Source organism: Polaromonas sp. P4_H1 (assembly GCF_056400945.1).
The window spans coordinates 227,182-250,070 of sequence record NZ_JBFUKG010000004.1; the positions used below are offsets into that span (position 1 = coordinate 227,182).

28 protein-coding genes and 1 tRNA gene are annotated in these 22,889 nt (G+C 61.7%); 26 read left to right on the plus strand and 3 right to left on the minus strand.

Annotated features, from left to right (window positions below):
• The first annotated feature begins 28 nt into the window (after positions 1–28).
• The 18 genes from AC1DS5_RS07935 (at position 29) to tatC (ending at position 13,805) form a co-directional block, all read left to right on the plus strand.
• Positions 29–988, plus strand: a complete 960-nt coding sequence (locus AC1DS5_RS07935; RefSeq protein WP_477717707.1) for an ABC transporter ATP-binding protein — start codon at positions 29–31, stop codon at positions 986–988.
• A gap of 316 nt (positions 989–1,304) precedes the next feature.
• A complete protein-coding gene (locus AC1DS5_RS07940) occupies positions 1,305–2,060 on the plus strand; it encodes an ABC transporter permease (RefSeq protein ID WP_477717708.1) in 756 nt (251 codons plus the stop codon).
• A gap of 180 nt (positions 2,061–2,240) precedes the next feature.
• Positions 2,241–2,498: a BolA family protein gene (locus AC1DS5_RS07945; protein WP_477717709.1), complete on the plus strand. Its 258-nt coding sequence runs from the start codon at positions 2,241–2,243 to the stop codon at positions 2,496–2,498.
• Between the two features lie 6 nt (positions 2,499–2,504).
• The gene (gene murA / locus AC1DS5_RS07950) at positions 2,505–3,779 is read left to right on the plus strand and encodes a UDP-N-acetylglucosamine 1-carboxyvinyltransferase (RefSeq protein WP_477717710.1); all 1,275 of its coding nucleotides are present in this window, start codon (positions 2,505–2,507) and stop codon (positions 3,777–3,779) included.
• Between the two features lie 138 nt (positions 3,780–3,917).
• A complete protein-coding gene (hisG, locus tag AC1DS5_RS07955; protein ID WP_477717711.1) occupies positions 3,918–4,556 on the plus strand; it encodes an ATP phosphoribosyltransferase in 639 nt (212 codons plus the stop codon).
• Between the two features lie 15 nt (positions 4,557–4,571).
• Positions 4,572–5,915 carry a histidinol dehydrogenase gene (hisD, locus tag AC1DS5_RS07960; RefSeq protein WP_477717712.1) on the plus strand — a complete coding sequence of 448 codons (1,344 nt, stop codon included), beginning with the start codon at positions 4,572–4,574 and terminating at the stop codon, positions 5,913–5,915.
• Positions 5,912–6,988, plus strand: a complete 1,077-nt coding sequence (hisC, locus tag AC1DS5_RS07965; protein WP_477717713.1) for a histidinol-phosphate transaminase — start codon at positions 5,912–5,914, stop codon at positions 6,986–6,988. Before hisD ends, hisC begins: the two co-directional genes overlap by 4 nt.
• Complete coding sequence (hisB, locus tag AC1DS5_RS07970) at positions 6,985–7,605, plus strand: imidazoleglycerol-phosphate dehydratase HisB (RefSeq protein WP_477717714.1); 621 nt, start codon at positions 6,985–6,987, stop codon at positions 7,603–7,605. The genes hisC and hisB overlap by 4 nt, the downstream gene beginning before the upstream one ends.
• Before the next feature lie 99 nt (positions 7,606–7,704).
• Positions 7,705–8,376 carry an imidazole glycerol phosphate synthase subunit HisH gene (hisH, locus tag AC1DS5_RS07975; RefSeq protein WP_477717715.1) on the plus strand — a complete coding sequence of 224 codons (672 nt, stop codon included), beginning with the start codon at positions 7,705–7,707 and terminating at the stop codon, positions 8,374–8,376.
• Between the two features lie 80 nt (positions 8,377–8,456).
• Complete coding sequence (gene hisA, locus AC1DS5_RS07980) at positions 8,457–9,197, plus strand: 1-(5-phosphoribosyl)-5-[(5-phosphoribosylamino)methylideneamino]imidazole-4-carboxamide isomerase (RefSeq protein WP_444825571.1); 741 nt, start codon at positions 8,457–8,459, stop codon at positions 9,195–9,197.
• Positions 9,198–9,357: 160 nt separating this feature from the next.
• Positions 9,358–10,137 (plus strand): imidazole glycerol phosphate synthase subunit HisF, encoded by a 780-nt coding sequence (gene hisF, locus AC1DS5_RS07985; protein WP_477717716.1) that lies wholly within the window; start codon positions 9,358–9,360, stop codon positions 10,135–10,137.
• Between the two features lie 156 nt (positions 10,138–10,293).
• Positions 10,294–10,683: a phosphoribosyl-AMP cyclohydrolase gene (gene hisI, locus AC1DS5_RS07990; RefSeq protein WP_477717717.1), complete on the plus strand. Its 390-nt coding sequence runs from the start codon at positions 10,294–10,296 to the stop codon at positions 10,681–10,683.
• Positions 10,684–10,700: 17 nt separating this feature from the next.
• Complete coding sequence (locus AC1DS5_RS07995; RefSeq protein ID WP_477717718.1) at positions 10,701–11,084, plus strand: phosphoribosyl-ATP diphosphatase; 384 nt, start codon at positions 10,701–10,703, stop codon at positions 11,082–11,084.
• 50 nt (positions 11,085–11,134) lie between these two features.
• Positions 11,135–11,485 carry a DUF4870 family protein gene (locus tag AC1DS5_RS08000; protein ID WP_477717719.1) on the plus strand — a complete coding sequence of 117 codons (351 nt, stop codon included), beginning with the start codon at positions 11,135–11,137 and terminating at the stop codon, positions 11,483–11,485.
• A 51-nt stretch (positions 11,486–11,536) separates the two neighbouring features.
• Positions 11,537–11,896, plus strand: coding sequence for a histidine triad nucleotide-binding protein (locus tag AC1DS5_RS08005; RefSeq protein ID WP_477717720.1), 360 nt, complete (start codon positions 11,537–11,539; stop codon positions 11,894–11,896).
• Between the two features lie 189 nt (positions 11,897–12,085).
• Positions 12,086–12,334, plus strand: a complete 249-nt coding sequence (tatA, locus tag AC1DS5_RS08010) for a Sec-independent protein translocase subunit TatA (RefSeq protein WP_477717721.1) — start codon at positions 12,086–12,088, stop codon at positions 12,332–12,334.
• 106 nt (positions 12,335–12,440) lie between these two features.
• Positions 12,441–12,923, plus strand: coding sequence for a Sec-independent protein translocase protein TatB (gene tatB / locus AC1DS5_RS08015; RefSeq protein WP_477717722.1), 483 nt, complete (start codon positions 12,441–12,443; stop codon positions 12,921–12,923).
• A gap of 63 nt (positions 12,924–12,986) precedes the next feature.
• Positions 12,987–13,805, plus strand: a complete 819-nt coding sequence (gene tatC, locus AC1DS5_RS08020) for a twin-arginine translocase subunit TatC (protein WP_477717723.1) — start codon at positions 12,987–12,989, stop codon at positions 13,803–13,805.
• 156 nt (positions 13,806–13,961) lie between these two features.
• Here tatC and AC1DS5_RS08025 read toward each other — a convergent pair whose 3' ends face one another.
• The gene (locus AC1DS5_RS08025; RefSeq protein WP_477717724.1) at positions 13,962–15,113 is read right to left on the minus strand and encodes a S1C family serine protease; all 1,152 of its coding nucleotides are present in this window, start codon (positions 15,111–15,113) and stop codon (positions 13,962–13,964) included.
• Between the two features lie 251 nt (positions 15,114–15,364).
• On the opposite strand from AC1DS5_RS08025, the gene AC1DS5_RS08030 reads away from it, so the two are divergent.
• Both AC1DS5_RS08030 and pdxA read left to right on the plus strand, forming a co-directional pair.
• Positions 15,365–16,126 carry a Nif3-like dinuclear metal center hexameric protein gene (locus AC1DS5_RS08030; protein ID WP_477717725.1) on the plus strand — a complete coding sequence of 254 codons (762 nt, stop codon included), beginning with the start codon at positions 15,365–15,367 and terminating at the stop codon, positions 16,124–16,126.
• A gap of 49 nt (positions 16,127–16,175) precedes the next feature.
• Complete coding sequence (gene pdxA, locus AC1DS5_RS08035) at positions 16,176–17,213, plus strand: 4-hydroxythreonine-4-phosphate dehydrogenase PdxA (protein ID WP_477717726.1); 1,038 nt, start codon at positions 16,176–16,178, stop codon at positions 17,211–17,213.
• A 121-nt stretch (positions 17,214–17,334) separates the two neighbouring features.
• On the opposite strand, the gene mscL is transcribed toward pdxA, so the two are convergent.
• A complete protein-coding gene (gene mscL, locus AC1DS5_RS08040) occupies positions 17,335–17,760 on the minus strand; it encodes a large conductance mechanosensitive channel protein MscL (RefSeq protein WP_332774990.1) in 426 nt (141 codons plus the stop codon).
• Positions 17,761–18,027: 267 nt separating this feature from the next.
• Here mscL and petA point away from each other — a divergent pair, with 267 nt between their 5' ends.
• From petA to AC1DS5_RS08070, 6 genes are all read left to right on the plus strand, one after another.
• Complete coding sequence (petA, locus tag AC1DS5_RS08045) at positions 18,028–18,654, plus strand: ubiquinol-cytochrome c reductase iron-sulfur subunit (protein ID WP_477717727.1); 627 nt, start codon at positions 18,028–18,030, stop codon at positions 18,652–18,654.
• 126 nt (positions 18,655–18,780) lie between these two features.
• On the plus strand, positions 18,781–20,181 hold the full coding sequence (locus AC1DS5_RS08050) for a cytochrome b (protein ID WP_477717728.1): 1,401 nt from the start codon (positions 18,781–18,783) through the stop codon (positions 20,179–20,181).
• Between the two features lie 17 nt (positions 20,182–20,198).
• Positions 20,199–20,966, plus strand: coding sequence for a cytochrome c1 (locus AC1DS5_RS08055; RefSeq protein ID WP_477717729.1), 768 nt, complete (start codon positions 20,199–20,201; stop codon positions 20,964–20,966).
• 105 nt (positions 20,967–21,071) lie between these two features.
• Entirely contained in the window at positions 21,072–21,683 is a 612-nt protein-coding gene (locus tag AC1DS5_RS08060) for a glutathione S-transferase N-terminal domain-containing protein (protein ID WP_007868077.1), read from the plus strand.
• 143 nt (positions 21,684–21,826) lie between these two features.
• On the plus strand, positions 21,827–22,360 hold the full coding sequence (locus AC1DS5_RS08065; protein WP_477717730.1) for a ClpXP protease specificity-enhancing factor: 534 nt from the start codon (positions 21,827–21,829) through the stop codon (positions 22,358–22,360).
• A gap of 11 nt (positions 22,361–22,371) precedes the next feature.
• A tRNA-Thr gene (locus AC1DS5_RS08070) sits at positions 22,372–22,447 on the plus strand.
• A 121-nt stretch (positions 22,448–22,568) separates the two neighbouring features.
• Here AC1DS5_RS08070 and AC1DS5_RS08075 read toward each other — a convergent pair.
• The gene (locus AC1DS5_RS08075) at positions 22,569–22,877 is read right to left on the minus strand and encodes a hypothetical protein (RefSeq protein ID WP_477717785.1); all 309 of its coding nucleotides are present in this window, start codon (positions 22,875–22,877) and stop codon (positions 22,569–22,571) included.
• Between the last annotated feature and the right edge of the window lie 12 nt (positions 22,878–22,889).

A 22,889-nucleotide genomic window follows, 5' to 3' on the forward strand; every position in this document is an offset into this window, starting at 1 on the left:
AAGCGTCAGCCCTTAAAATGATGGGCTCATGCCAGCTATTTCATTCCAGTCAGTCTCCAAAACCTACTCATCCGCGCGAAATCAGACCGGCCCTGTGGTCCGGGCGCTTGACGACGTAAGCTTTGACATCCGGCAAGGGGAGTTTTTCGGCTTGCTGGGCCCTAACGGCGCAGGAAAAACCACACTCATCAGTATTCTGGCCGGCCTCTCGCGGGCCAGCAGCGGCACTGTCAAGGTGCACGGCTGCGATGTCGTGACCGATTACGCCAATGCGCGGCGCAAACTCGGCGTAGTGCCCCAGGAGCTGGTGTTTGACCCCTTTTTCACGGTGCGCGAAGCGCTGCGCATCCAGTCGGGCTATTTCGGCATCAAGCATAACGATGCCTGGATTGACGAGTTGCTGGCCAGTCTCGGGCTGGCTGACAAGGCCGATGCCAACATGCGCCAGCTGTCAGGCGGCATGAAGCGCCGTGTGCTGGTGGCGCAGGCGCTGGTCCACAAACCGCCGGTGATTGTGCTGGACGAGCCCACTGCCGGGGTTGATGTGGAGTTGCGCCAGACCCTCTGGCAGTTCATCGCCAAACTCAACAGGCAGGGCAGCACCGTGTTGCTGACCACGCACTACCTCGAAGAGGCCGAGGCGCTGTGCAGCCGCATTGCCATGCTCAAGCAGGGACGGGTGGTGGCGCTGGCGCCTACCTCGGAGCTGCTGGAGGCGGCTTCGTCGAATGTCCTGCGCTTCAAGATTGACAGCGAGTTGCCTCCGCAGCTGGCGCGTCAGGCCAGAATCACCGGCCGTATCGTGCAGTTTCCCGCTAACAGTGCCCATGAGATCGAACAATACCTGGCGGCCATTCGCGAGGCCGGGCTGGTGGCCAAAGATGTGGAAATCCGCAAGGCCGACCTGGAAGATGTATTTCTCGACGTGATGGCGGAAAAAGTCGTGGAAGAGCCTGTCGAACTGAACCTGACGGGAGTCGCAGTATGAACATGCGAGGCGCATTGCGCGAAGCGAAAAGCGTGGGGGCCACAGTGCGCCGCGCTGGGCCGCCCCAAGCCAGCACAGCCCCCGAGGCGCTGGAGCCTGTGGCTCCAAACCTGCTTGAGCAGGTTTGGACAGGCGACAGAGGCGAAGCGTCTGGCGAGCTGCGGCCCGCAGGGCCTCGAGAGCTACACGCAGTGGAGAGCGTGGGGGCCAAGACCATTCCAGCAGGGGCCGCGGAACCGGCTTTGCCGGGCCGCAGGCGCAGCGCCCCCTCGGGGGGCAGCGCAGTACACGAAGTGAMAAGCGTGGGGGCCAAAGTATGACCGGCTGGCAGACCCTTTTTTACAAGGAAGTCCTGCGCTTCTGGAAGGTCGGCTTTCAGACTGTGGGTGCGCCTGTCCTGACCGCCGTGCTCTACATGCTGATTTTTGGGCATGTGTTGCAGGACCAGGTGAAGGTGTACGACCAGGTGAGTTACACCGCGTTTCTGGTGCCGGGCCTGGTGATGATGAGCGTGCTGCAAAACGCATTTGCCAACAGCTCGTCGTCGCTGATCCAGAGCAAGATCATGGGCAGCCTGGTGTTTGTGCTGCTCACGCCACTGTCGCACTGGCACTGGTTTTTTGCCTATGTAGGCTCCTCGATTGCTCGCGGCCTGCTGGTCGGCGCCGGTGTGTTTGCCGTCACCGTGCTTTTTGGCCAGCCCGGCTTTGTGGCACCATGGTGGATTGTGCTGTTTTCGGTGCTGGGCGCCGCCATGCTGGGTGCCTTGGGTGTGATTGCGGGGCTATGGTCTGAAAAATTCGACCAGATGGCGGCTTTCCAGAATTTCGTCATCATGCCCATGACTTTCCTGAGCGGTGTGTTTTACTCGATTCATTCACTGCCGCCGTTCTGGCAAAAGGTCAGCCACCTGAACCCGTTTTTCTACATGATTGACGGTTTTCGCTACGGATTTTTCGGCGTCAGCGATGTGTCGCCCTGGCTGAGCCTGGGGATCGTGCTGGCCGCGTTGCTGATCGTCAGCGCGGTGGCGGTCAATATGCTGCGCACCGGCTACAAAATCAGGCACTAGAAGAAATATGACCCCCACGCTTTTCACTTCGTGTAATGCGCTGCCCCCCGAGGGGGCCGCTGCGCCTGTGGTCTGGCAAAGCCAGTCCCGCGGCCCCTGCTGGGGTGAGGAGCCCCCACGTTCGCTCACTGCGTGTAGCTCTCGAGGCCCTGCACTGCGAACTCTTTTTTGAAACCTTGTATGACCAGCGAAGAACTCCAAACCATCATTGCCGCAGGCCTGCCTTGTGAGCACATCGAGCTTTCCGGCGACGGCCGGCACTGGTACGCCACCATTGTCTCCAGTGCGTTTGAGGGCCAGCGCCTGATCCAGCGCCACCAGCGTGTGTATGCCACGCTGGGCGGGCGGCTGCAAACCGACGAAGTGCATGCCCTGTCCATGAAAACCTACACGCCCGCGGAGTGGGCAGCCAACAACGCAAACCAAGCAGCAGACTAAAGACGCATGGACAAACTACTCATCAAGGGCGGCAGATCGCTCGCCGGCACCGTCGATATTTCGGGCGCCAAAAATGCCGCCCTCCCGGAGTTGTGCGCGGCGCTCCTCACGGCAGACACTGTGACGCTGGAGAATGTGCCGCGCCTGCAGGACGTGGCCACCATGCTCAAGCTGATCCGCAATATGGGCGTGGAAGCCGAACGCAGCACGCATGTACCGGGAACCGTCACCCTCCATGCCGGCGCCTTGAGCTCGCCCGAAGCGCCCTATGAACTGGTGAAGACCATGCGCGCCTCCGTGCTGGCGCTGGGTCCGCTGCTGGCGCGCTTTGGCGAAGCCACGGTGTCGCTGCCGGGCGGCTGCGCCATTGGCTCCCGGCCGGTGGACCAGCACATCAAGGGCCTGCAGGCCATGGGTGCCGAGATCGTGGTCGAGCACGGCTACATGATTGCCAAACTTCCTGCGGGTCAAAAGCGCCTCAAGGGTGTCAGCATCACCACCGACATGGTGACCGTCACCGGCACCGAGAACTTTTTGATGGCAGCCAGCCTGGCCGAGGGCGAAACCATTCTTGAAAACGCGGCGCAGGAGCCTGAAATCGGTGACCTGGCCGACATGCTGATCAAGATGGGCGCGAAGATCGAGGGTCACGGCAGCCGCCGCATCCGCATCCAGGGCGTGGAGCGCCTGCATGGCTGTACCCACCAGGTGGTGGCCGACCGCATTGAAACCGGCACCTTTTTGTGTGCGGTGGCCGCTGCGGGCGGCGATGTGGTGCTCCGGCATGGCCGGGCCGACCACCTCGATGCGGTCATCGACAAGCTGCGTGAGGCGGGCGCCACCATCACGGCCGGCGAGGGATTCATCCGTATCCAGGCGCAGGGTCGCATGAAGGCCCAGTCCTTCCGTACCACCGAATACCCCGGGTTCCCGACCGACATGCAGGCCCAGTTCATGGCGCTCAATGCCATTGCGCAGGGCAGCAGCACGGTGACCGAGACGATTTTCGAAAACCGCTTCATGCACGTCAACGAGATGGTGCGCCTGGGCGCGAAGATCCAGATCGAAGGCAAGGTTGCCGTCATGGAAGGTGTGGAAAAGCTTTCCGGCGCCACCGTCATGGCCACCGACCTGCGGGCTTCCGCCAGCCTGGTGATCGCCGGCCTGGTGGCCGAAGGCGAAACCCTGGTGGACCGCATTTACCACCTGGACCGCGGCTACGACCAGATGGAGGCCAAATTGCGCGGCATCGGTGCGGACATAGAACGGGTGAAGACGTGAGCCCCCACGCTTGTCGCTTCGCGTACTACGCTGCCCCCCGAGGGGGCCGCCCGCCTGCAGTCCGGCAAAGCCGGCCCTGCGGCTTGAACTTGCTACTACAGGGCTTGCCAAGCCTCCCAATTCTTTGAAAGCATCACCGTGATCACGCTCGCACTTTCCAAAGGCCGTATTTTCGATGACATCCTGCCGCTGCTTCGGACGGCGGGTGTCGAAGTGCTGGACGATCCTGAAAAATCGCGCAAGCTGATCCTGCGGACCAACCAGCCCGATTTGCGCGTGGTGCTGGTGCGCGCCACGGATGTGCCTACTTATGTGCAGTACGGCGGCGCGGACCTGGGCGTGGTCGGCAAGGACACCCTGCTGGAGTCCGGCAGCCAGGGCCTGTACCAGCCGCTGGACCTGCAAATTGCCAAATGCCGCGTCAGCGTGGCCGTGCGCGAAGGCTTTGACTATGCCGCCGCGGTGAAGCAGGGCTCGCGCCTGAAAGTGGCAACCAAGTACGTGGCCATTGCCCGCGACTTCTTCGCCTCCAAGGGCGTGCACGTGGATTTGATCAAGCTCTACGGCAGCATGGAACTGGCGCCGCTCACCGGCCTGGCCGACGCCATCGTCGACCTGGTCTCAACCGGCAGCACGCTCAAGGCCAACCACCTGATCGAGGTCGAGCGCATCATGGACATCAGCTCGCATCTGGTGGTCAACCAGACCGCCCTCAAACTGAAGCAGGCGCCCATCCGCAAGCTGATTGACGCCTTTTCCTCGGTCATCACGCAATAGTCCGCAAAGAATGCTATGAGTTTAGTAGCCAGTCCCGCACGTCTTTCGACCACTTCCAGCACTTTTGACGCTGAATTCAAGGCACGCCTGCACTGGTCTGCCGAGGCCGATGCGGCCATAGAGCAGCGGGTGGCCGACATCCTTTTGGACGTGCAGCGGCGCGGCGATTCCGCGGTGCTTGAGTACACCGCGCGGTTTGACGGCCTGAATGTCGCGGCCATGAGCGCGCTGGAGCTCAGCCAGGCCGAGCTGAAGGCCGCGTTTGATGCGATTCCCGTAGCCCAGCGCGATGCCTTGCAGGCCGCGGCCCGCCGTGTGCGCAGCTACCACGAGGCTCAGAAGAAGGCCAATGGCGAAGGCTGGAGCTACCGTGACGAAGACGGCACCTTGCTCGGCCAGAAGGTCACACCGCTGGACCGTGTCGGCATCTATGTGCCTGGCGGCAAGGCGGCTTACCCCTCATCGGTATTGATGAACGCCATTCCCGCCCACGTGGCCGGCGTCGGCGAAATCATCATGGTCGTGCCCACGCCCAAGGGCGAGAAAAACCCGCTGGTGCTGGCGGCCGCCCATGTGGCCGGCGTGACGCGCGCCTTCACCATTGGCGGCGCGCAGGCCGTGGCTGCGCTGGCCTACGGTACTTCCACCATTCCCGCGGTCGACAAGATCACCGGCCCCGGCAATGCCTACGTGGCCGCGGCCAAGCGCCGCGTCTTCGGCACGGTGGGGATCGACATGATTGCCGGCCCTTCCGAAATCCTGGTGCTGGCCGACGGCAGCACCCCCGCCGACTGGGTGGCCATGGATTTGTTCAGCCAGGCCGAACACGATGAAATGGCGCAAAGCATTTTGCTGTGTCCGGATGCGGCCTACATCGACAAGGTGCACGAAGCCCTCAACCGCCTGCTGCCCGCCATGCCGCGCGCCGAGATCATTGCCAAATCGCTCAACGGCCGGGGTGTGCTGATCCATACCCGCAGCATGGAAGAGGCCTGCGCCATCAGCAACCGCATTGCGCCCGAGCACCTGGAAGTCTCCAGCAGCCAGCCGCATGAATGGGAGCCCTTGCTCAAGCACGCCGGCGCCATCTTCCTGGGTGCCTACACCAGCGAGTCGCTGGGCGACTACTGCGCCGGCCCCAACCACGTACTGCCTACCAGCGGAACGGCGCGCTTTTCCAGTCCGCTGGGCGTCTACGACTTCCAGAAACGCTCCAGCCTGATCGAAGTGAGCGAGCAGGGTGCCCAGACACTGGGCAGGATTGCCGCTGAACTGGCCTATGGCGAAGGCCTGCAGGCGCATGCCCGCGCCGCCGAGTTTCGCCTGCACACCGTACCCGAGATGAAAGTGAATAAATGACCGCGCTGGACCCGAAGTTCAAACAGCTGATTCGCCAGGACGTTCAGTCCATGCATGCCTATGCCATTCAGGACTCCGTTGGCATGGTCAAGCTCGACGCAATGGAAAACCCGCATCGGCTGCCGGCCGCGCTGCAGGCCCATCTCGGGCAGCGGCTGGGTGCGCTGGCGCTGAACCGCTACCCCGACGGCCGCGTCAACGACCTGCGCCAGGCCCTGGCAGACTACGCCCGGATGCCTGAGGGCTTTGACATCATGCTGGGCAATGGCTCGGATGAGCTGATTTCGCTGCTCGCCATGGCCTGCGACGTGGAAGGCGGTTCCATTCTGGCGCCGCTGCCGGGCTTTGTGATGTACGGCATGAGCGCGCAGCTGCAGGGCCTCAAATTCATTGGCGTGCCGCTGACGGCTGACTTTGAGCTCGACGAAGCTGCCATGCTGGCCGCCATCGCCGAGCACCGGCCGTCCATCATTTACCTGGCCTACCCGAACAACCCCACCGCCAACCTGTGGGACGATGCCGTCATTGAGAAAATCATCGCCGCAGCGCCCGGTCTGGTGGTGATGGACGAGGCCTACCAGCCGTTTTCCAGCAAAAGCTATATCGACCGCATTACCAGACACGGCCATGTGCTGCTGATGCGTACCCTCAGCAAGTTTGGCCTGGCCGGTGTGCGCATCGGCTACATGATGGGCCCGAAGGCCCTGATTGCCGAAATCGACAAGGTGCGCCCGCCCTACAACATCAGCGTGCTCAATTACGAGTGCGCGCTGTTTGCGCTGGAGCACCGGGAAGTGTTCGCCGGGCAGGCCGCGGCCCTGGTCGCGCAGCGCACCATGCTGCTGGACGCGCTGGCGGCCATGAAGGGCGTCAAGGCCTGGAAAAGCGACGCCAACATGATCCTGGTGCGGGTGCCCGATGCAGCCAAAACCTTTGAAGGCATGAAGTCGCGCCATGTGCTGGTCAAAAACGTTTCTAAAATGCATCCATTGCTGGCCAATTGTTTGCGCCTGACCGTCGGCACCGCGGACGAGAATACGCAAATGCTGGCGGCGCTTGAAAAATCCCTATGACCACCCCTCCCACTGCTCAGACCCCGGCCCCGCGCAAGGCGGAAGTCTCGCGCAACACTGCCGAGACCCAGATCACCGTCAAGCTCAACCTGGACGGCACGGGCAAGTCCAGCCTGTCGACGGGCATCGGCTTTTTCGACCACATGCTGGACCAGATCGCCCGGCACGGCCTGATTGACCTGGACATCCAGGCCAAGGGCGACCTGCACATTGACGGCCACCACACGGTGGAAGACGTCGGCATCACCTTCGGGCAGGCCGTGGCCCAGGCCGTAGGGGACAAAAAAGGCCTGCGCCGCTATGGCCACGCCTATGTGCCGCTGGACGAGGCGCTGTCGCGCGTGGTGATCGATTTCTCAGGCCGCCCGGGCCTGGAGATGCATGTGCCCTTCAAGAGCGGCATGATAGGCACCTTCGACAGCCAGCTTGCCTACGAGTTCTTCCAGGGCTTCGCGAACCATGCATTTGTGACACTGCACATTGACAACCTGCGCGGCGACAACGCCCACCATCAGGCCGAAACCGTGTTCAAGGCTTTCGCCCGGGCGCTGCGCATGGCGCTGGAAATCGACCCGCGTGCGGCGGGCGTGATTCCGTCGACCAAGGGCTCGCTCTAGCCGCCGGCGCGCCATGGAATTGCATTTACCCTGTTTTTGGCTTGTTGCCTCAGTAGAATGGGCGTTATCAGCTCCTGAATTCGTAGCAAATATCGATGAATGTCTAATGTGAAAAGAGTGGCGGTCGTCGACTACGGCTCGGGCAACCTGCGTTCGGTGTCGCAAGCCGTCCAGCATGTGTCTCAGGGCAGCGGCTATGAGGTATTGGTCACCTCGCGTGCGCAGGACGTGCTGGACGCCGAGCGCGTGGTACTGCCGGGCCAGGGGGCCATGCCTGACTGCATGCGTGCCCTGGCTGAATCCGGCCTGAAGGATGCGGTATTGCACGCCGCCGCGCACAAGCCCCTGTTCGGCGTGTGCGTGGGCATGCAGATGCTGTTGGACAGCAGCCATGAGGGGGCCGCCGGTGTTGCAACGCCCGGCTTGGGCCTGATCCCCGGCGAAGTCGTCAAGTTCGACCTGGTCGGGCAGATCCAGCCCGACGGCAGCCGCTACAAGGTGCCGCAAATGGGCTGGAACCAGGTGTGGCGCCCGGCCTCGATCCAGCACCCGATCTGGGCTGGTGTGCCGGACGGTGCCTATTTTTACTTCGTTCACAGCTTTTATGCCCGTCCGTCGGATGCGCGCCACATCGCCGGAGAAGCGGACTATGGTGGCCGCTTTACGGCGGCGATTGCACGCGATAATATTTTTGCCACCCAGTTCCACCCCGAGAAAAGTGCCGACCACGGACTGGCCCTGTACCGTAATTTCCTGCACTGGAAGCCCTGAAGGCTGCCGGGCAGCAGCGCGATTCGTCAAAATTTCCAGGTCTTTGTTAACCCCGTAACCTGTTTTCCTCTTACTGCAACATGCTACTTATTCCCGCGATTGACCTGAAAGATGGTCACTGCGTTCGCCTCAAACAAGGCGACATGGATCAATCCACCATCTTCAGCGAAGACCCGGCGGCCATGGCGCGCAGCTGGGTCGACAAGGGCGCACGCCGCCTGCACCTGGTGGACCTGAATGGCGCCTTTGCCGGCAAGCCCAAAAACGAGGCGGCCATCAAGAAAATCCTGACCGAAGTCGGCAGCGAGATCGATGTGCAACTCGGCGGCGGCATTCGCGACCTCGACACCATCGAGCGTTATCTGGACGCCGGCCTGCGCTACGTGATCATCGGAACGGCCGCGGTCAAGAACCCCGGTTTCCTCCAGGATGCCTGCACCGCCTTTGGCGGCCACATCATCGTCGGCCTGGATGCCAAGGACGGCAAGGTCGCCACGGACGGCTGGAGCAAGCTCACCGGCCATGAGGTGATTGACCTGGGCAAGAAATTTCAGGACTACGGCGTCGAGTCCATCATCTATACCGACATCGGCCGCGACGGCATGCTCAGCGGTATCAACATTGAAGCGACCGTCAGGCTCGCGCAGGCGCTGACGATCCCGGTGATCGCCTCCGGCGGCCTGTCGAACATGGCTGATATCGAAGCGCTGTGCGACGTCGAAGAAGAAGGCGTTGAAGGCGTGATCTGCGGCCGCTCCATTTACAGCGGTGATCTGGACTTTGCCGCGGCGCAGGCCAGAGCGGATGAGCTGAACGGATGAGCGCTGCAACGAGTGGCAGGTTGTGCAGAGGGGCTGTAGTGGACGCGCATGACGGTTTGGTATTCCGGCCAGGGCCGCGGAACCGGCTTCGCCGGGCCGCAGGCGCAGCGGCCCCCTCGGGGAGCAGGGCGCCACACGAAGTGGGCAACCGTGGGGGCTTATGTTAGCCAAACGAATCATTCCCTGCCTAGACGTTACCGGCGGCCGTGTGGTCAAGGGCGTCAACTTTGTCGAGCTGCGCGATGCCGGCGACCCGGTGGAAATTGCCGCGCGCTACAACGACCAGGGCGCGGATGAGCTCACCTTCCTGGACATCACCGCCACCAGCGACGGGCGCGACCTGATCCTGCCCATCATCGAAGCCGTGGCCTCGCAGGTGTTCATTCCGCTCACCGTGGGCGGCGGCGTACGCACGGTGGAAGACGTGCGGCGCCTGCTCAATGCCGGGGCCGACAAGACCAGCTTTAATTCGGCCGCACTGGCCAACCCGCAGGTGATTGAGGACGCCTCGGCCAAATACGGCGCGCAGTGCATCGTGGTGGCCATCGACGCCAAGCGGCGCAGTGAAGAAGACGCCAAAACCCGCGGCCCCGGCTGGGACGTCTACAGCCATGGCGGGCGCAAGAACACCGGGCTCGACGCCGTGGCCTGGGCCACCGAGATGGCGCGACGCGGCGCCGGCGAAATTCTGCTGACCAGCATGGACCGTGACGGCACCAAGTCGGGGTTTGACCTGGCCCTGACCCGTGCGGTCAGCGACGCCGTGACTGTGCCGGTGATTGCCTCGGGCGGCGTTGGCAACCTGGACCATCTGGCTGACGGCATCCAGCTGGGGGGCGCTGACGCGGTGCTGGCGGCCAGCATTTTCCACTACGGTGAATACACGGTGCAGCAGGCCAAGCAGCACATGGCCAGGCGCGGTATTCCGGTCAGAATGTGACGCAACCCCCGCAGGCTTCGCGCACTGCGTGTCGCTACACCTTCCCCCCTGCTGGGGCGACATCTGCGGTCCGGCCAAGCCGGCCCCGCGATGTCCTGGCCTGGAAGGTTTTGTGTTGCAATCTCCTGAAGTATTCAAATCCCCGACAATAGACCCATGAACTGGTTAGACGAAGTCAGCTGGGATGAAAAAGGCCTGATCCCGGTCATCGCGCAGGAAGCTTCCAGCGGCGATGTGCTCATGTTTGCCTGGATGAATCGCGAGGCACTGCAAAAGACCGCCGAGTTGGGGCAGGCGGTGTACTACAGCCGCTCGCGCGGGCGCCTGTGGCACAAGGGCGAAGAGTCCGGTCACCTGCAGACCGTGCATGAGATTCGCCTGGACTGCGACAACGACGTGATTTTGCTCAAGGTCACGCAACTCGGCCACGAGCCCGGCATTGCCTGCCACACCGGCCGCCACAGCTGCTTTTTCCATCTCTACAAAGACGGCCAGTGGATCGTGACCGAGCCGGTCTTGAAAGATCCCGGCAGCATCTACAAATAGCCCTAACCGTACCACGCATGTCCTCCAACGATTCCCTCCGGCGCCTGGCGCAGATCATCGAAAGCCGTAAACCGGCCAATGGCGGCGACCCTGGCACCAGCTATGTGGCGCGCCTGCTGCACAAGGGCCCCGACGCCTTCCTGAAAAAAATTGGCGAAGAAGCCACCGAGACCGTGATGGCCGCCAAGGATTTGGACCATGGCGGCCCGACCCCGGAGTTGCGGGCCAAGCTGGTCGGCGAGGTGGCTGACCTGTGGTTTCACAGCATGATCGCGCTGGCCCATTACGGCCTGCAGCCTGCCGACGTGATCGCCGAACTGGAGCGCCGCGAGGGCACCAGCGGCATCGAGGAAAAAGCGTTGCGCAAGGCGCAAAATCGCGATGCGGCTGAAAAGACCTGATTTTCTCCGGAATTTTCCGCCACCTTTCCCTGCTGAGTGGAGGTCCAACTTTGGAAACTGATCTGGCCGAATTTGAAATCAAGAGCAGCGGCGATCGCCTCTTCATGCATGTGCTGTATGGCCTGCACACGCTGGCCTGGTTCAGCGGCGGCGTGTTTGCTGTCATCGCGCTCATTGCCAACTACATCCGGCGGGCCGACGAGACGGATGCGCTCTATGTCGACCATCACAACTACATGATCCGTACGTTCTGGTGGACGCTGCTGTGGCTGGTCCTGCTGTCGCCCTTGTGGCTGCTGCTGTTTTTGCCCGGTGCGATCGCTTACGGCATTGTCTGGCTCTGGTACCTGTACCGCTGCATCAAGGGCTGGATGCGCTTTAACAGCCAGCGGCCGTCCTGATTCCGGTAGCCGCGCTTCCCCAAAAAACTCTCCCGACCCCTCACCCATCGCATGAGCCACTCTGACAACTGCATTTTCTGCAAAATTGCCGCAGGCGCCATTCCCAGCCGCAAGGTGTATGAAGACGACGAACTGTTCGCGTTTCATGACATCCACCCCTGGGCGCCGGTACATTTCCTCATCATCCCCAAGGTGCATATCCCGTCCATGGCGCAGGTGGGGCCCGAGCATGAAGGGGTGCTGGGACGCATGATGGTGCTGGCGCCCCGGCTGGCCATGGAACTGGGTTGCAATCCCTACCCTGCAGGCGGTTTCCGCATTTTGACCAATACGGGCGCCGAAGGGGGCCAGGAAGTCCATCACCTGCATTTCCATGTGATCGGCGGGCCCCGGCCGTGGCTCAAGGGGTAGCAAAAAGTAAACTGAAAAATACCGGCGGGCCGGGCAGGCGGGGTCAGACAATCTGGAACCTCGCGCGGGATCCGGCCTCTAACCCGCAGGTCAATGTGTGTAATAGGTGCCCGGGCAGGTGGGGCATTTAGAATGACTACAGTTGTCTGCAAACCGACAAAACCTGCAATTACAGATTAGGAGTAAAACATGGGTGGACTTTCCATTTGGCACTGGCTGATCGTGCTGTTGATCGTGGTGATGGTGTTCGGCACCAAAAAACTCAGAAACATGGGCAGCGACCTCGGCGGCGCGGTCAAAGGCTTCAAGGACGGCATGAAAGACGGCGGGCAGTCTGCCACTGACGAAAAACCTGTTGGTCAGGTCACAAACGCGCAAGCCGTCGACAAAGCTGCAGACAAAACCACCATCGACGTCGAAGCCAAGCAGAAGTCTTGAAAAATGTTGGTCCCCCACTTGCGGCTTCGCGTGCTGCGTTGCTCCCCGAGGGGGCGCAGCCAGCGTTGGGGCGGCCCGGCGGCCGGATTGACCCTCGACTGCCCGCATGATTGATCTCGGCGTTTCAAAAATTGCGTTGATCGGTGCGGTGGCGCTGATTGTGATCGGCCCCGAAAAGCTGCCGCGCGTGGCGCGCACGGTGGGGACGCTGCTGGGCAAGGCGCAGCGCTACGTGGCCGACGTCAAGCAGGAGGTCAACCGGTCCATGGAGCTCGACGAGCTCAAGAAAATGAAAGACACGGTGGAGGGCGCCGCCCGCGACGTCGAAAACTCGATCCAGACGAATGCCAGTGATTTTGAAAAGTCATGGTCTGAAGCCACGGGCACTGCCGCGTCACCCGCTACTGACGAGTTGCCCGGCATGGTGGTCTTTCCCGAATACAAGCACCCGAAAAAGAACTGGCGGCTGAAAGCCGGCGCTACTCCGCAGTGGTACAAGGCTCGGTCCGGCGTGCGGACCAAGGCGCAGTCTGGCGCCGCCCGCGTGGCACGTTTTCGTCCACAGTCCGGGCGCTCCTCCTCTTTTTGATCGTTCCGGTCTTCTTCTCTTTCCGCGCATTGCGGCGCCCTTCATCCAGCGCAAACTCCCTTCATGAGCGATCACAACACTGATAAACCCGACAAACCCGACAAACCCGACGAACTTGCAGGGACTGAACAGCCTTTTGTTCAGCACCTCATGGAGTTGCGCGACCGGATGATCAAGGCGGTGATTGCGATCGGCGTCGCCGCTGCTATCCTGGCGCTGTTTCCGGGGCCCGGCGCGTTGTATGACATATTGGCCGCGCCGCTGGTGGCCACCTTGCCCAAGGGGGCCACGCTGATTGCCACCAACGTCATCTCGCCGTTTGTGGTGCCCATCAAGATACTGTTCATGGCCGCGTTCATGATTGCGCTGCCGGTGGTGCTTTACCAGGTATGGGCCTTTGTCGCGCCCGGCCTGTATTCGCACGAGAAAAAGCTGGTCATGCCGCTGGTGATCTCCAGCACTCTGCTGTTTTTTGTGGGCGTGGCGTTTTGCTACTACTTTGTCTTTGGCCAGGTGTTTCGCTTCATCCAGAGCTTTGCACCCAAGTCAATCACCGCCGCACCTGACATTGAGGAATACCTCAATTTCGTGCTGGGCATGTTCCTGGCCTTTGGCCTGGCTTTCGAGGTGCCCATCGCCGTGATCCTGCTGGTGCGCATGGGCGTGCTGAGTGTGGCCCAGCTGCGCGAATACCGCGGCTATTTCTGGGTGATTGCCGCCATTGGCACGGCGCTGGTCACGCCGCCTGATGCGGGCTCGATGATCATGCTGCTGATGGTGGTGGGTGGGCTCTATGAAATTGGCATTGTGGCCGCGCAGGTGTTTGTCAAGCACACCAAGGCACCCGACGCGGACAGCGAAACGGAAGCTGCCAAGCCCTGAGGCTGCGCGCCGGCCCGGTGGCGGGCAATATAGCTTCCATCGCGCAGCTCCCCTCCCAATGCGCGTCTTCCGCTATAAATCAGTCGTGCATTCGTCGGCTTGCCCATGGGCACAAAGCCTCCCGCCAGCCCTCGGCGCTTGCACCCGGCTGATCCCTCAGCGCTGTACTTTGGGTCGCTGGCGCTTGCCCGGTGTGACTGCAATGTCGGTCTGGCGATCCTGGCGCAGCACGGTCAGGGGTGCCGGCGTGCCGGGCTTGAGGGCTGCCACGGCGGTCAGCAGCTGGCTCACATTGCTCACGGACTTGCCGTTGACCGCAGTGATCACGTCGCCGGGCTGGATGCCGGCCTGCGCGGCCGGGCCGTTCTGCAGCACGCCCGTGATGATCACCCCACCGTTCTTCAGGGCTGCGGGCTTGATGTTGAAGGTTTCGGCCAATTCGGTGTTGAGCTCCTGCGGCTCCACGCCTATCCAGCCGCGCGTGACCTGGCCGTCTTTCACGATGCCCTCCAGCACCTGCTTGGCCGTTGACACCGGTATGGCAAAGCCGATGCCCATGGAGCCGCCCGAGCGCGAGTAAATAGCGGTGTTGATGCCCATCAGGTGGCCGTTCACGTCAACCAGTGCCCCGCCTGAATTGCCGGGGTTGATGGCGGCATCGGTCTGGATGAAGTTCTCGAAGGTGTTGATGCCGAGCTGGTTGCGCCCGAGGGCGCTCACGATGCCGCCGGTCACGGTCTGGCCCACGCCGAAAGGGTTGCCAATGGCCAGCACTGGGTCGCCCACCTGCAGCGCGTCGGAGTTGCCCAGCACAATGATGGGCAGCTTGTCCAGGTCGATCTTGAGAATGGCCAGATCGGTGTCGGGGTCGGTGCCTATCACCTGGGCCTTGGCCTTGCGCGTGTCGTTGAGGATGACCTCGATCTCGTCAGCACCTTCGACCACGTGGTTGTTGGTCAGGATGTAGCCCGAGGCGCTGATGATGACGCCGCTACCCAAGCCACCCTGCGGTTCGATACGGCCCTGGTCGCCGAAGAAAAACTTGAACCACGGATCGTCAGCATGCGGGTTTTTGACGGCGGCCTTGCTGGTGTTGATGCTGACCACCGCTGCCGAGGCGATTTTGGCGGCCGAACTGAAGCTGCCGGCGGGTCCGGCGCCGCGCGGCACGATGCTGGCCGGTGCCTCGATCACGGATACCCCACCGACGGAGGTACCCAGCCACTGCGGTTTGAGCGTTGCCACGACAAAGTAGGCGGCCAGCAGGACAGTGACGGTCTGGGAAAACAGGAGCCAGGTGCGCTTCATGGGGAAAAAGGTGGGTAGAAGGTGAGGGTGGAAGGTGGTGAACGGGGTGTCCCAAAGCCAGATGTATTGCCGACCGCCGGTTAAGCGCCTGCTCACTGGTCATATTGTCCCTCAAGCCGGCATTTCCAGGGCTGCTTCCGGGGCCGTTTTGGCGTGCAACGGTCCGTGCGGGCTCCCGGGGTGGTTTGGGCGAGGTCCGGATGGGGGCCGGGCGGGATGCCGCTGCGCGCAGTAGCTGAGACAATCAGCCCATGACTACCACCCGACAGGATTTGCTGCAGGCGTTTGATGCACTGCTGCAGCCCGCCCGCTTCAAGGACTACGGCCCCAACGGCCTGCAGGTGGAGGGGCGGGCGCAGATTGACAAAATCGTCTCGGGCGTCACCGCCAGCCGCGCGCTGATCGAGGCCGCCATTGCAGCGCAGGCCGATGCCATCTTCGTGCACCACGGCCTGTTCTGGCGGGGCCATGACGGCCGTGTCACGGGCTGGATGAAGCCGCGACTGGCGCTGCTGCTGGCCCATGACATCAACCTGTTCGCCTACCACCTGCCGCTGGATGCGCACCCGGAGCTTGGCAACAATGCGCAGCTGGGCGCGCGGCTTGGGTTGCAGGCGACGGCGCGGTTCGGCGAGCAGGACCTGGGCTTTATGGGCGGGCGGGCCGATGGCGGCAGCTTTGCCAGCGCAGATGCCCTGGCCGAGCACGTCAAAAAGGTGGTGAATCGGCCTGTCGTTATTGAAGGTCGGCCGCATGATGCTATAAAAAACATAGCGTGGTGCAGCGGCGGCGCACAGGGCTACTTTGAAGCCGCGATTGCGGCGGGTGCCGATGCCTTTATCACGGGCGAGATTTCCGAGCCGCAGGCCCACTATGCGCGGGAGATGGGCGTGGCCTTCATCGCCTGCGGCCACCATGCCTCCGAGCGCTACGGCGCGCCGGCCGTGGCCGCGCACGTGGCAGCGCAACTGGGCCTGGCCCACCAGTTCATCGACATCGACAACCCGGCCTGATTTTTTGGCCCCAGTCCTTCTCTCTCCCTTTTCCCTTCCCCTGACCACCATGCATGACAAGCCCCTGCTCATCACGATGGGCGATGCCGCCGGTATCGGCCCGGAAATCATCGCCAGGGCGTTTGGCGAATCGCCCACGGGGATGGCCGGCTGCGTGGTCGTGGGCGATGTGGCCACGCTGCGCCGCGCCGCCGCACTGGTGGCTTCACCCCTGGCCTTGCCGGTGGCTGAACTCGCGGCGCTGGCCGACGCGCCCTCCGTTCCGCCCAATTGCATTGGAGTGCTGCAAAAATGTGAGCTGAAAACGCCCGTCCCCTTTGGGCGGGTGAATGATCTGGCTGGAAAAGCTGCGGCCGATTGCATTGTCTGGGCGGCCCGCGCGGTGCTGGCGGGCGAGGCGGCTGGCATGGTGACGGCGCCGATCCACAAGGAAGCCCTGGCCGCGGCCGGTGGCTGGGTGGCGAATTTTCCGGGCCACACGGAACTGCTCCAGGCCGAGGCCGCGGCCTTCCTGGGCAAGCCGGTGCGCGAGGTGCCGGTGCGCATGATGCTGGCCAATGATGAGCTGAAAACCGTGCTGGTGAGCATTCACATGTCGCTCCGGCACGCCATCGAGGCCGTGACTTTTGACAATGTGCTGCAAACCCTGCGCATCACCCACCAGGCTGTGGGCGCCAGCCTGGGCCGGCCTCCCCGCATCGCCGTGGCAGGGCTGAATCCGCATGCCGGCGAGGGCGGGCTGTTCGGCACCGAGGAGCAGGCCGTCATCGCGCCGGCTATTGCGGCCGCGCGTGCGGAGGGCCTGGAGGTGAGCGGACCCTTCGCTCCCGACACCGTCTTCATGCGAGCCCGCCGTACGCCTGCAAAGCCCGGGGAGTTTGATGTGGTGGTCGCGATGTACCACGACCAGGGGCTGATCCCGGTGAAATACCTGGGGGTGGAGCAGGGCGTCAACGTGACGCTGGGCCTGCCGCTGGTGCGCACCAGTCCGGATCACGGCACCGCGTTTGACATTGCCGGGACCGGGCGTGCCGACGCCGCAAGCTTGCTGGCCGCCGTCCGCATGGCGCGCCAGCTGGCTGCCTGACGGAACGCGCCGCAAAACCGCTACCGGTCCGACAGAAATCAATCCATCAAGCTATCAAATAGATGGCGAAATGGCGAAATGGCGACTTGGCGCAGAACCCTGCGGCAGGGTTCGCAGGAGCTTATTTTTTCAGGCTGTCGCGAATTTCGCGCAGCAGCACGACGTCTTCAGGCGGTGCTGCGGGCGCCGCAGGCGGGGTTTGGCTGCGTTTGAGCCGGTTGATCTGCTTGACCATCAGGAAAATGATGAAAGCCAGGATGGCAAAGTTGACCGCGACGGTGATGAAGTTGCCATAGGCCAGCACCGGTACGCCGGCTTTTTTCAGGGCGTCCAGTGTCATCACGGTGCCCGGCGGCACACTGCCCATCACCACAAACAGGTTGGAAAAATCCAGTTTCCCGACCACCGCGCCCACCACCGGCATGATCAGGTCGCCCACCACCGATTCGACAATTTTGCCGAATGCCGCGCCGATGATCACGCCCACAGCCAGATCAATCACGTTGCCTTTCACGGCAAATTCCCTGAATTCCTGCATCATTCCCATGTGCTACTCCTGTTGTTGGTGAACGCTTGCCGATCGCCCCTTGCGATTGTCGAAAAGGCATTATGAAGGCTGGACCTGATCCTGGGCGCCGTACCTCGTCTGGCTGGAAGAAATCGCGTCCCGTTCCCACCCATGGCTGAAACAGCCCGGCACGGGCGGCGGCAAGCCGGACCAACTGCCACCGCCTTGAAAAACGCGTTCGCGCTCCGCTACAATTGCGGGTTGACCCCACTATGCCTTTTTCAAGCCAGTTCTTGAAGGACTCTCATGACCCAAGCAAGCGTGAACGCAGTGCCGCACGGCGCTCCTGTAGATAAAGATAAAAGAAACTGGCTCGTGGCCACGGCCGTTGCAGGCACCGCTGGCGCTGCCGCTGTTGCCGTTCCCTTTGTAAGCAGTTTTCAACCGTCCGAGCGTGCCAAGGCCGCCGGTGCGGCCGTTGAAGTTGATATTTCCGGCATCAAGCCCGGCGAGAAAATCACGGTCGAGTGGCGCGGTAAACCGGTGTGGATTGTCAAGCGCACGCCCGAGCAGCTCGCCTCCCTGCCCAAAGTCGATGCCCTGCTGGCCGACCCCAAGTCCGAGCGCAAGCCGGATGAGTTGACCCCCGCATACGCCCGCAACGAAAACCGTTCCATCAAGCCCGAAACGCTGGTGGTGGTGGGCATCTGCTCGCACCTGGGCTGCTCGCCGTCCGACAAGTTCCAGCCCGGCGCCCAGCCCTCGCTGCCTGACGACTGGGCGGGCGGCTTCCTTTGCCCCTGCCATGGCTCCACCTTCGACATCGCTGGCCGCGTCTACAAAAACAAGCCCGCTCCCGATAACCTGGAAGTGCCTCCGCACATGTACCTGTCAGACACCCGACTGCTGATTGGTGAAGACAAAAAGGCCTGAAGGCTGATCAATCCTTCCCAAGACCCTGCCGAAAGCGCTTGAAAATTTGCTGGCCGTTCCTTCAAACGGAATATCCAGACCTGATTCAAGCGATCGACAAAGAACCCCACCGAACCAGGATCAGTGATGGCTGAATTCAAAGAAATTTCCCCCGACGCCCCCCTCGCTGCCAAGGCGATGGCCTGGGTTGACAACCGTTTTCCCGCCAGCAAGCTCTACAAAGAGCACATGAGCGAGTATTACGCGCCGAAGAACTTCAACTTCTGGTACATCTTTGGCTCGCTGGCCATGTTGGTGCTGGTGATCCAGATCGTCACCGGTATTTTCCTGACCATGCATTACAAGCCGGATGCGGCGCTGGCGTTTGGCTCTGTCGAATACATCATGCGCGACGTGCCCTGGGGCTGGCTGATCCGCTACATGCACTCCACCGGCGCCTCGGCCTTCTTTGTCGTGGTCTACCTGCACATGTTCCGCGGCCTGATCTACGGCAGCTACCGCAAGCCGCGCGAGCTGATCTGGATTTTCGGCTGCGCAATTTTCCTCTGCCTGATGGCCGAGGCGTTCATGGGCTACCTGTTGCCCTGGGGCCAGATGAGCTACTGGGGCGCCCAGGTGATCGTGAACCTGTTCGCCGCCATTCCCTTCATTGGTCCCGATCTGGCGCTGCTGATTCGCGGTGATTATGTGGTGGGTGACGCCACGCTGAACCGCTTTTTCGCCTTCCACGTGATTGCCGTGCCGCTGGTCCTGCTGGGCTTGGTGGCCGCGCACATCATCGCGCTGCACGAAGTGGGCTCCAACAACCCCGACGGTGTTGAGATCAAGGCCACCAAGGGTGCGGACGGCCATCCGCTGGACGGCATTCCCTTCCACCCCTACTACACGGTGCACGACATTTTTGGCGTTTGCCTGTTCCTGATGGTGTTCTCCGCTGTCGTGTTCCTGGCGCCCGAGTTTGGCGGCTACTTCCTTGAGTACAACAACTTCATCCCGGCTGATCCGCTCAAGACGCCTGCACACATCGCACCCGTCTGGTACTTCACGCCTTATTACTCCATGCTGCGCGCAATTACCAGCGAAATGATGTATGCGCTGATTGCCTGTGTGATCGGTGCTGCGGCGCTGAGCGTGGTCAAGTTCAAGATGCCTGCGCTGGTCAAGGGTGTCATCGTGGCGGCGGCCGTGGTGGTGGCGATCCTGATGCTGTCGATCGACGCCAAGTTCTGGGGTGTGATGGTCATGGGTGGCGCGGTCGTCATTTTGTTCTTCCTGCCGTGGCTGGACCACAGCGAAGTCAAGTCCATCCGCTACCGCCCAAGCTGGAACAAGATCCTGTACGGTGTGTTCGTGGTCAACTTCCTGGTGCTGGGCTACCTGGGCGTGCAGCCTCCCTCTCCGGTTGGCGAGCGCGTGTCGCAGATTGGCACCCTCTTCTACTTTGGCTTCTTCCTGCTGATGCCTTGGTGGAGCCGATTGGGAACCTTCAAGCCCGTCCCCAACCGCGTGACTTTTGCTGCCCACTGAGCTGGAAAGTTGTAACAATGAAAAAACTGATTTCTAACGCGATTTTTGCCCTGGTCACGGCGGTCGGTCTGGTAGCTGGTGCGCAGGCTTCGGAAGGTGGCATTGCCTGGGACAAGGCGCCCGGCAAGACCAACGACATGGCCACCCTGCAAAGCGGCGCCAAGCTCTTCGTCAATTACTGCCTGAGCTGCCATTCGGCTGCTTATATGCGTTACAACCGCCTCGCGGACATCGGCCTGACCGAGCAGCAGATCAAGGACAACCTGCTGTTCACCACTGAAAAAGTCGGTGAAACCATGAAGGCCGCGATCGACCCGAAACAGGCCAAGGACTGGTTTGGCGGCAACCCACCGGACTTGAGCGTCATTGCACGCTCGCGTTCCGGCGCCAATGGCACGGGTGCCGACTATCTCTACACCTACCTGCGCACCTACTACCGCGACGACACCAAGGCGACGGGCTGGAACAACCTGGTTTTCCCCAGCGTGGCCATGCCGCATGTGCTGTGGGAACTGCAGGGTGAACGCAAGCCGGTCTACCTGGAAAAGGAAGAACACGGCCACAAGGTGTCTATTTTCAAGGGCTGGCAGCAGGTCACGCCTGGCGCCATGACGCCGCTGCAATACGACCAGGCCATGGGTGACCTGGTGGGTTACCTGCAGTGGATGAGCGAGCCGGCCCAGAACACCCGTGTTCGTGTAGGTGTGTGGGTGCTGATTTTCCTTCTGGGCATGACCTTCATTGCCTGGCGCCTGAATGCGGCGTTCTGGAAAGATATCAAGTAATTTTTCGCCGGCCATGCGCTTTGCTGCGCGCCGGCATCTTCGGAGTGGAAGGTTCTAAGTTTTGATTCTTAGCCTCCACTCTTTTGTTTTCAGGAGTTCCGAATCATGATGGTCCTTTATTCAGGCACGACCTGCCCCTTCTCGCACCGCTGCCGTTTTGTGCTGTTTGAAAAAGGCATGGACTTCGAAATCCGCGATGTCGACCTCTACAACAAGCCGGAAGACATCAATGTGATGAATCCTTACGGACAGGTTCCCATTCTGGTCGAACGCGACCTGATCCTGTACGAGTCCAACATCATCAACGAGTACATCGACGAGCGTTTCCCTCACCCGCAACTGATGCCCGGCGACCCGGTTGACCGTGCGCGTGTTCGCCTGTTCCTGCTGAACTTTGAAAAAGAGCTGTTCGTTCACGTCAGCACGCTGGAGTCACGTGCCTCCAAGGGCAATGAGAAGGCGCTTGAAAAAGCCCGCTCGCACATCCGTGACCGCCTCACGCAGCTGGCCCCGATCTTTCTGAAAAACAAGTTTATGCTCGGCGACAACTTCTCGATGCTGGACGTGGCGATTGCGCCGCTGCTCTGGCGCCTGGACTACTACGACATCGACCTGTCAAAAAATGCCGCACCGCTGCTCAAGTATGCCGAGCGCATTTTTTCGCGTCCCGCTTACATTGAAGCACTGACGCCTTCCGAGAAGGTCATGCGCAAGTAATATGGCCCCCACGCTCGTCACTGCGTGTACTTCGCTGCCCCCCGGGGGGGCGCTGCGCCTGCGGCCCGGCATAGCCGGTTCCGCGGCCCTGGCTGGTGAAGAGGGTGCCCGCACGCTGGCCCGGGTTTAACTTGGCTGAATTCATGAACGCACCGGATTCCACGTCGACCCGCCCGTACCTGATACGGGCCCTTTACGAGTGGTGCACCGACAACGGCCTCACGCCCTATGTGGCGGTGTCGGTGGATGAAACCGTGCAAGTGCCGCGCGAGTATGTGAAAAACAATGAGATCGTGCTCAATATCAGCTTTGATGCGACCAGCTCGCTCAAACTGGGCAACGACTTTATCGAGTTCAAGGCGCGTTTCGCCGGCAGCGCCCGCGAGATCATCGTTCCGATCACGCATGTGATTGCCATCTACGCCCGCGAAAATGGGCAGGGCATGGCTTTCCCCATGGTGGCCTCGCCGGCCGGCATTGATGCGGCTTCGGGGACACCCGGTGAATCTGCCCCGGCCGAAGTCTCTTCGGCGCAGGGTGTGGCGGAGGGACCGGAGGGCAAGATCATGCAGCTGGTGCCCGAGAGTGCACCCGAAGCTGGTGAGCAAGGCCCTGATTCCCCCGAGCCCCCCAAGTCACCACCGCGCACACGCCCGTCACTCAAGCGCGTCAAGTAAAATAGTTTTGTGCCGCTTTAGCTCAGTTGGTAGAGCAACCGCCTTGTAAGCGGTAGGTCGTCAGTTCGATTCCGACAAGCGGCACCATTTATCAAAGCATCTTTGCCATCCCATACTTCATGGGTGTTCGGCGCTATGACTTGAGTAGCGATTGGCAAACTGATCACCGGGTCGACTGCGCTGAACCTTCGTTGGAAGCATGCGCTTACTACTTTTTGGTTATTAGTATCTTCAACCGAATTGAGGTAACCTTCCAACCTTTGCCCACTAGGTGGGTCCGGATGAGCGGAAGTAGCTGACGGATTTTCGCGGCGGCTGCATTGCTGCTCACCAGCAGGCACCAACTTTCTCCCTCAATCGGTCCGGCCTTGACGGCAGGACGCAGGGCCTCCGGAAGCAGCGACTCAATCGCCCTGAGTCTGTCATTGGACTCACGGACGAGTTCGGTCAGCCGTGCAAGGGACGGAGAATTGCCGGCAGCCTGATGGATGGTGAGGGTCGAAGGAGGGCGCCGGATGGGATTCACGTT

Excerpts from the sequence above, each read along its gene's own strand:
- hisB (WP_477717714.1), top strand. The coding sequence starts at position 6,985 with ATGACCACCCCTCCCACTGCTCAGACCCCGGCCCCGCGCAAGGCGGAA.
- mscL (WP_332774990.1), bottom strand. The coding sequence starts at position 17,760 with ATGGGAATGATGCAGGAATTCAGGGAATTTGCCGTGAAAGGCAACGTG.
- AC1DS5_RS07995 (WP_477717718.1), top strand. The coding sequence starts at position 10,701 with ATGTCCTCCAACGATTCCCTCCGGCGCCTGGCGCAGATCATCGAAAGC.
- hisC (WP_477717713.1), top strand. The coding sequence starts at position 5,912 with ATGACCGCGCTGGACCCGAAGTTCAAACAGCTGATTCGCCAGGACGTT.
- AC1DS5_RS07940 (WP_477717708.1), top strand. The coding sequence starts at position 1,305 with ATGACCGGCTGGCAGACCCTTTTTTACAAGGAAGTCCTGCGCTTCTGG.
- AC1DS5_RS07945 (WP_477717709.1), top strand. The coding sequence starts at position 2,241 with ATGACCAGCGAAGAACTCCAAACCATCATTGCCGCAGGCCTGCCTTGT.
- hisH (WP_477717715.1), top strand. The coding sequence starts at position 7,705 with ATGTCTAATGTGAAAAGAGTGGCGGTCGTCGACTACGGCTCGGGCAAC.
- AC1DS5_RS08005 (WP_477717720.1), top strand. The coding sequence starts at position 11,537 with ATGAGCCACTCTGACAACTGCATTTTCTGCAAAATTGCCGCAGGCGCC.
- tatB (WP_477717722.1), top strand. The coding sequence starts at position 12,441 with ATGATTGATCTCGGCGTTTCAAAAATTGCGTTGATCGGTGCGGTGGCG.
- hisD (WP_477717712.1), top strand. The coding sequence starts at position 4,572 with ATGAGTTTAGTAGCCAGTCCCGCACGTCTTTCGACCACTTCCAGCACT.
- AC1DS5_RS08030 (WP_477717725.1), top strand. The coding sequence starts at position 15,365 with ATGACTACCACCCGACAGGATTTGCTGCAGGCGTTTGATGCACTGCTG.
- pdxA (WP_477717726.1), top strand. The coding sequence starts at position 16,176 with ATGCATGACAAGCCCCTGCTCATCACGATGGGCGATGCCGCCGGTATC.
- AC1DS5_RS08055 (WP_477717729.1), top strand. The coding sequence starts at position 20,199 with ATGAAAAAACTGATTTCTAACGCGATTTTTGCCCTGGTCACGGCGGTC.
- petA (WP_477717727.1), top strand. The coding sequence starts at position 18,028 with ATGACCCAAGCAAGCGTGAACGCAGTGCCGCACGGCGCTCCTGTAGAT.
- AC1DS5_RS08025 (WP_477717724.1), bottom strand. The coding sequence starts at position 15,113 with ATGAAGCGCACCTGGCTCCTGTTTTCCCAGACCGTCACTGTCCTGCTG.
- hisF (WP_477717716.1), top strand. The coding sequence starts at position 9,358 with ATGTTAGCCAAACGAATCATTCCCTGCCTAGACGTTACCGGCGGCCGT.
- tatC (WP_477717723.1), top strand. The coding sequence starts at position 12,987 with ATGAGCGATCACAACACTGATAAACCCGACAAACCCGACAAACCCGAC.
- AC1DS5_RS08060 (WP_007868077.1), top strand. The coding sequence starts at position 21,072 with ATGATGGTCCTTTATTCAGGCACGACCTGCCCCTTCTCGCACCGCTGC.
- AC1DS5_RS07935 (WP_477717707.1), top strand. The coding sequence starts at position 29 with ATGCCAGCTATTTCATTCCAGTCAGTCTCCAAAACCTACTCATCCGCG.
- hisA (WP_444825571.1), top strand. The coding sequence starts at position 8,457 with ATGCTACTTATTCCCGCGATTGACCTGAAAGATGGTCACTGCGTTCGC.
- AC1DS5_RS08065 (WP_477717730.1), top strand. The coding sequence starts at position 21,827 with ATGAACGCACCGGATTCCACGTCGACCCGCCCGTACCTGATACGGGCC.
- murA (WP_477717710.1), top strand. The coding sequence starts at position 2,505 with ATGGACAAACTACTCATCAAGGGCGGCAGATCGCTCGCCGGCACCGTC.
- tatA (WP_477717721.1), top strand. The coding sequence starts at position 12,086 with ATGGGTGGACTTTCCATTTGGCACTGGCTGATCGTGCTGTTGATCGTG.
- AC1DS5_RS08050 (WP_477717728.1), top strand. The coding sequence starts at position 18,781 with ATGGCTGAATTCAAAGAAATTTCCCCCGACGCCCCCCTCGCTGCCAAG.
- hisI (WP_477717717.1), top strand. The coding sequence starts at position 10,294 with ATGAACTGGTTAGACGAAGTCAGCTGGGATGAAAAAGGCCTGATCCCG.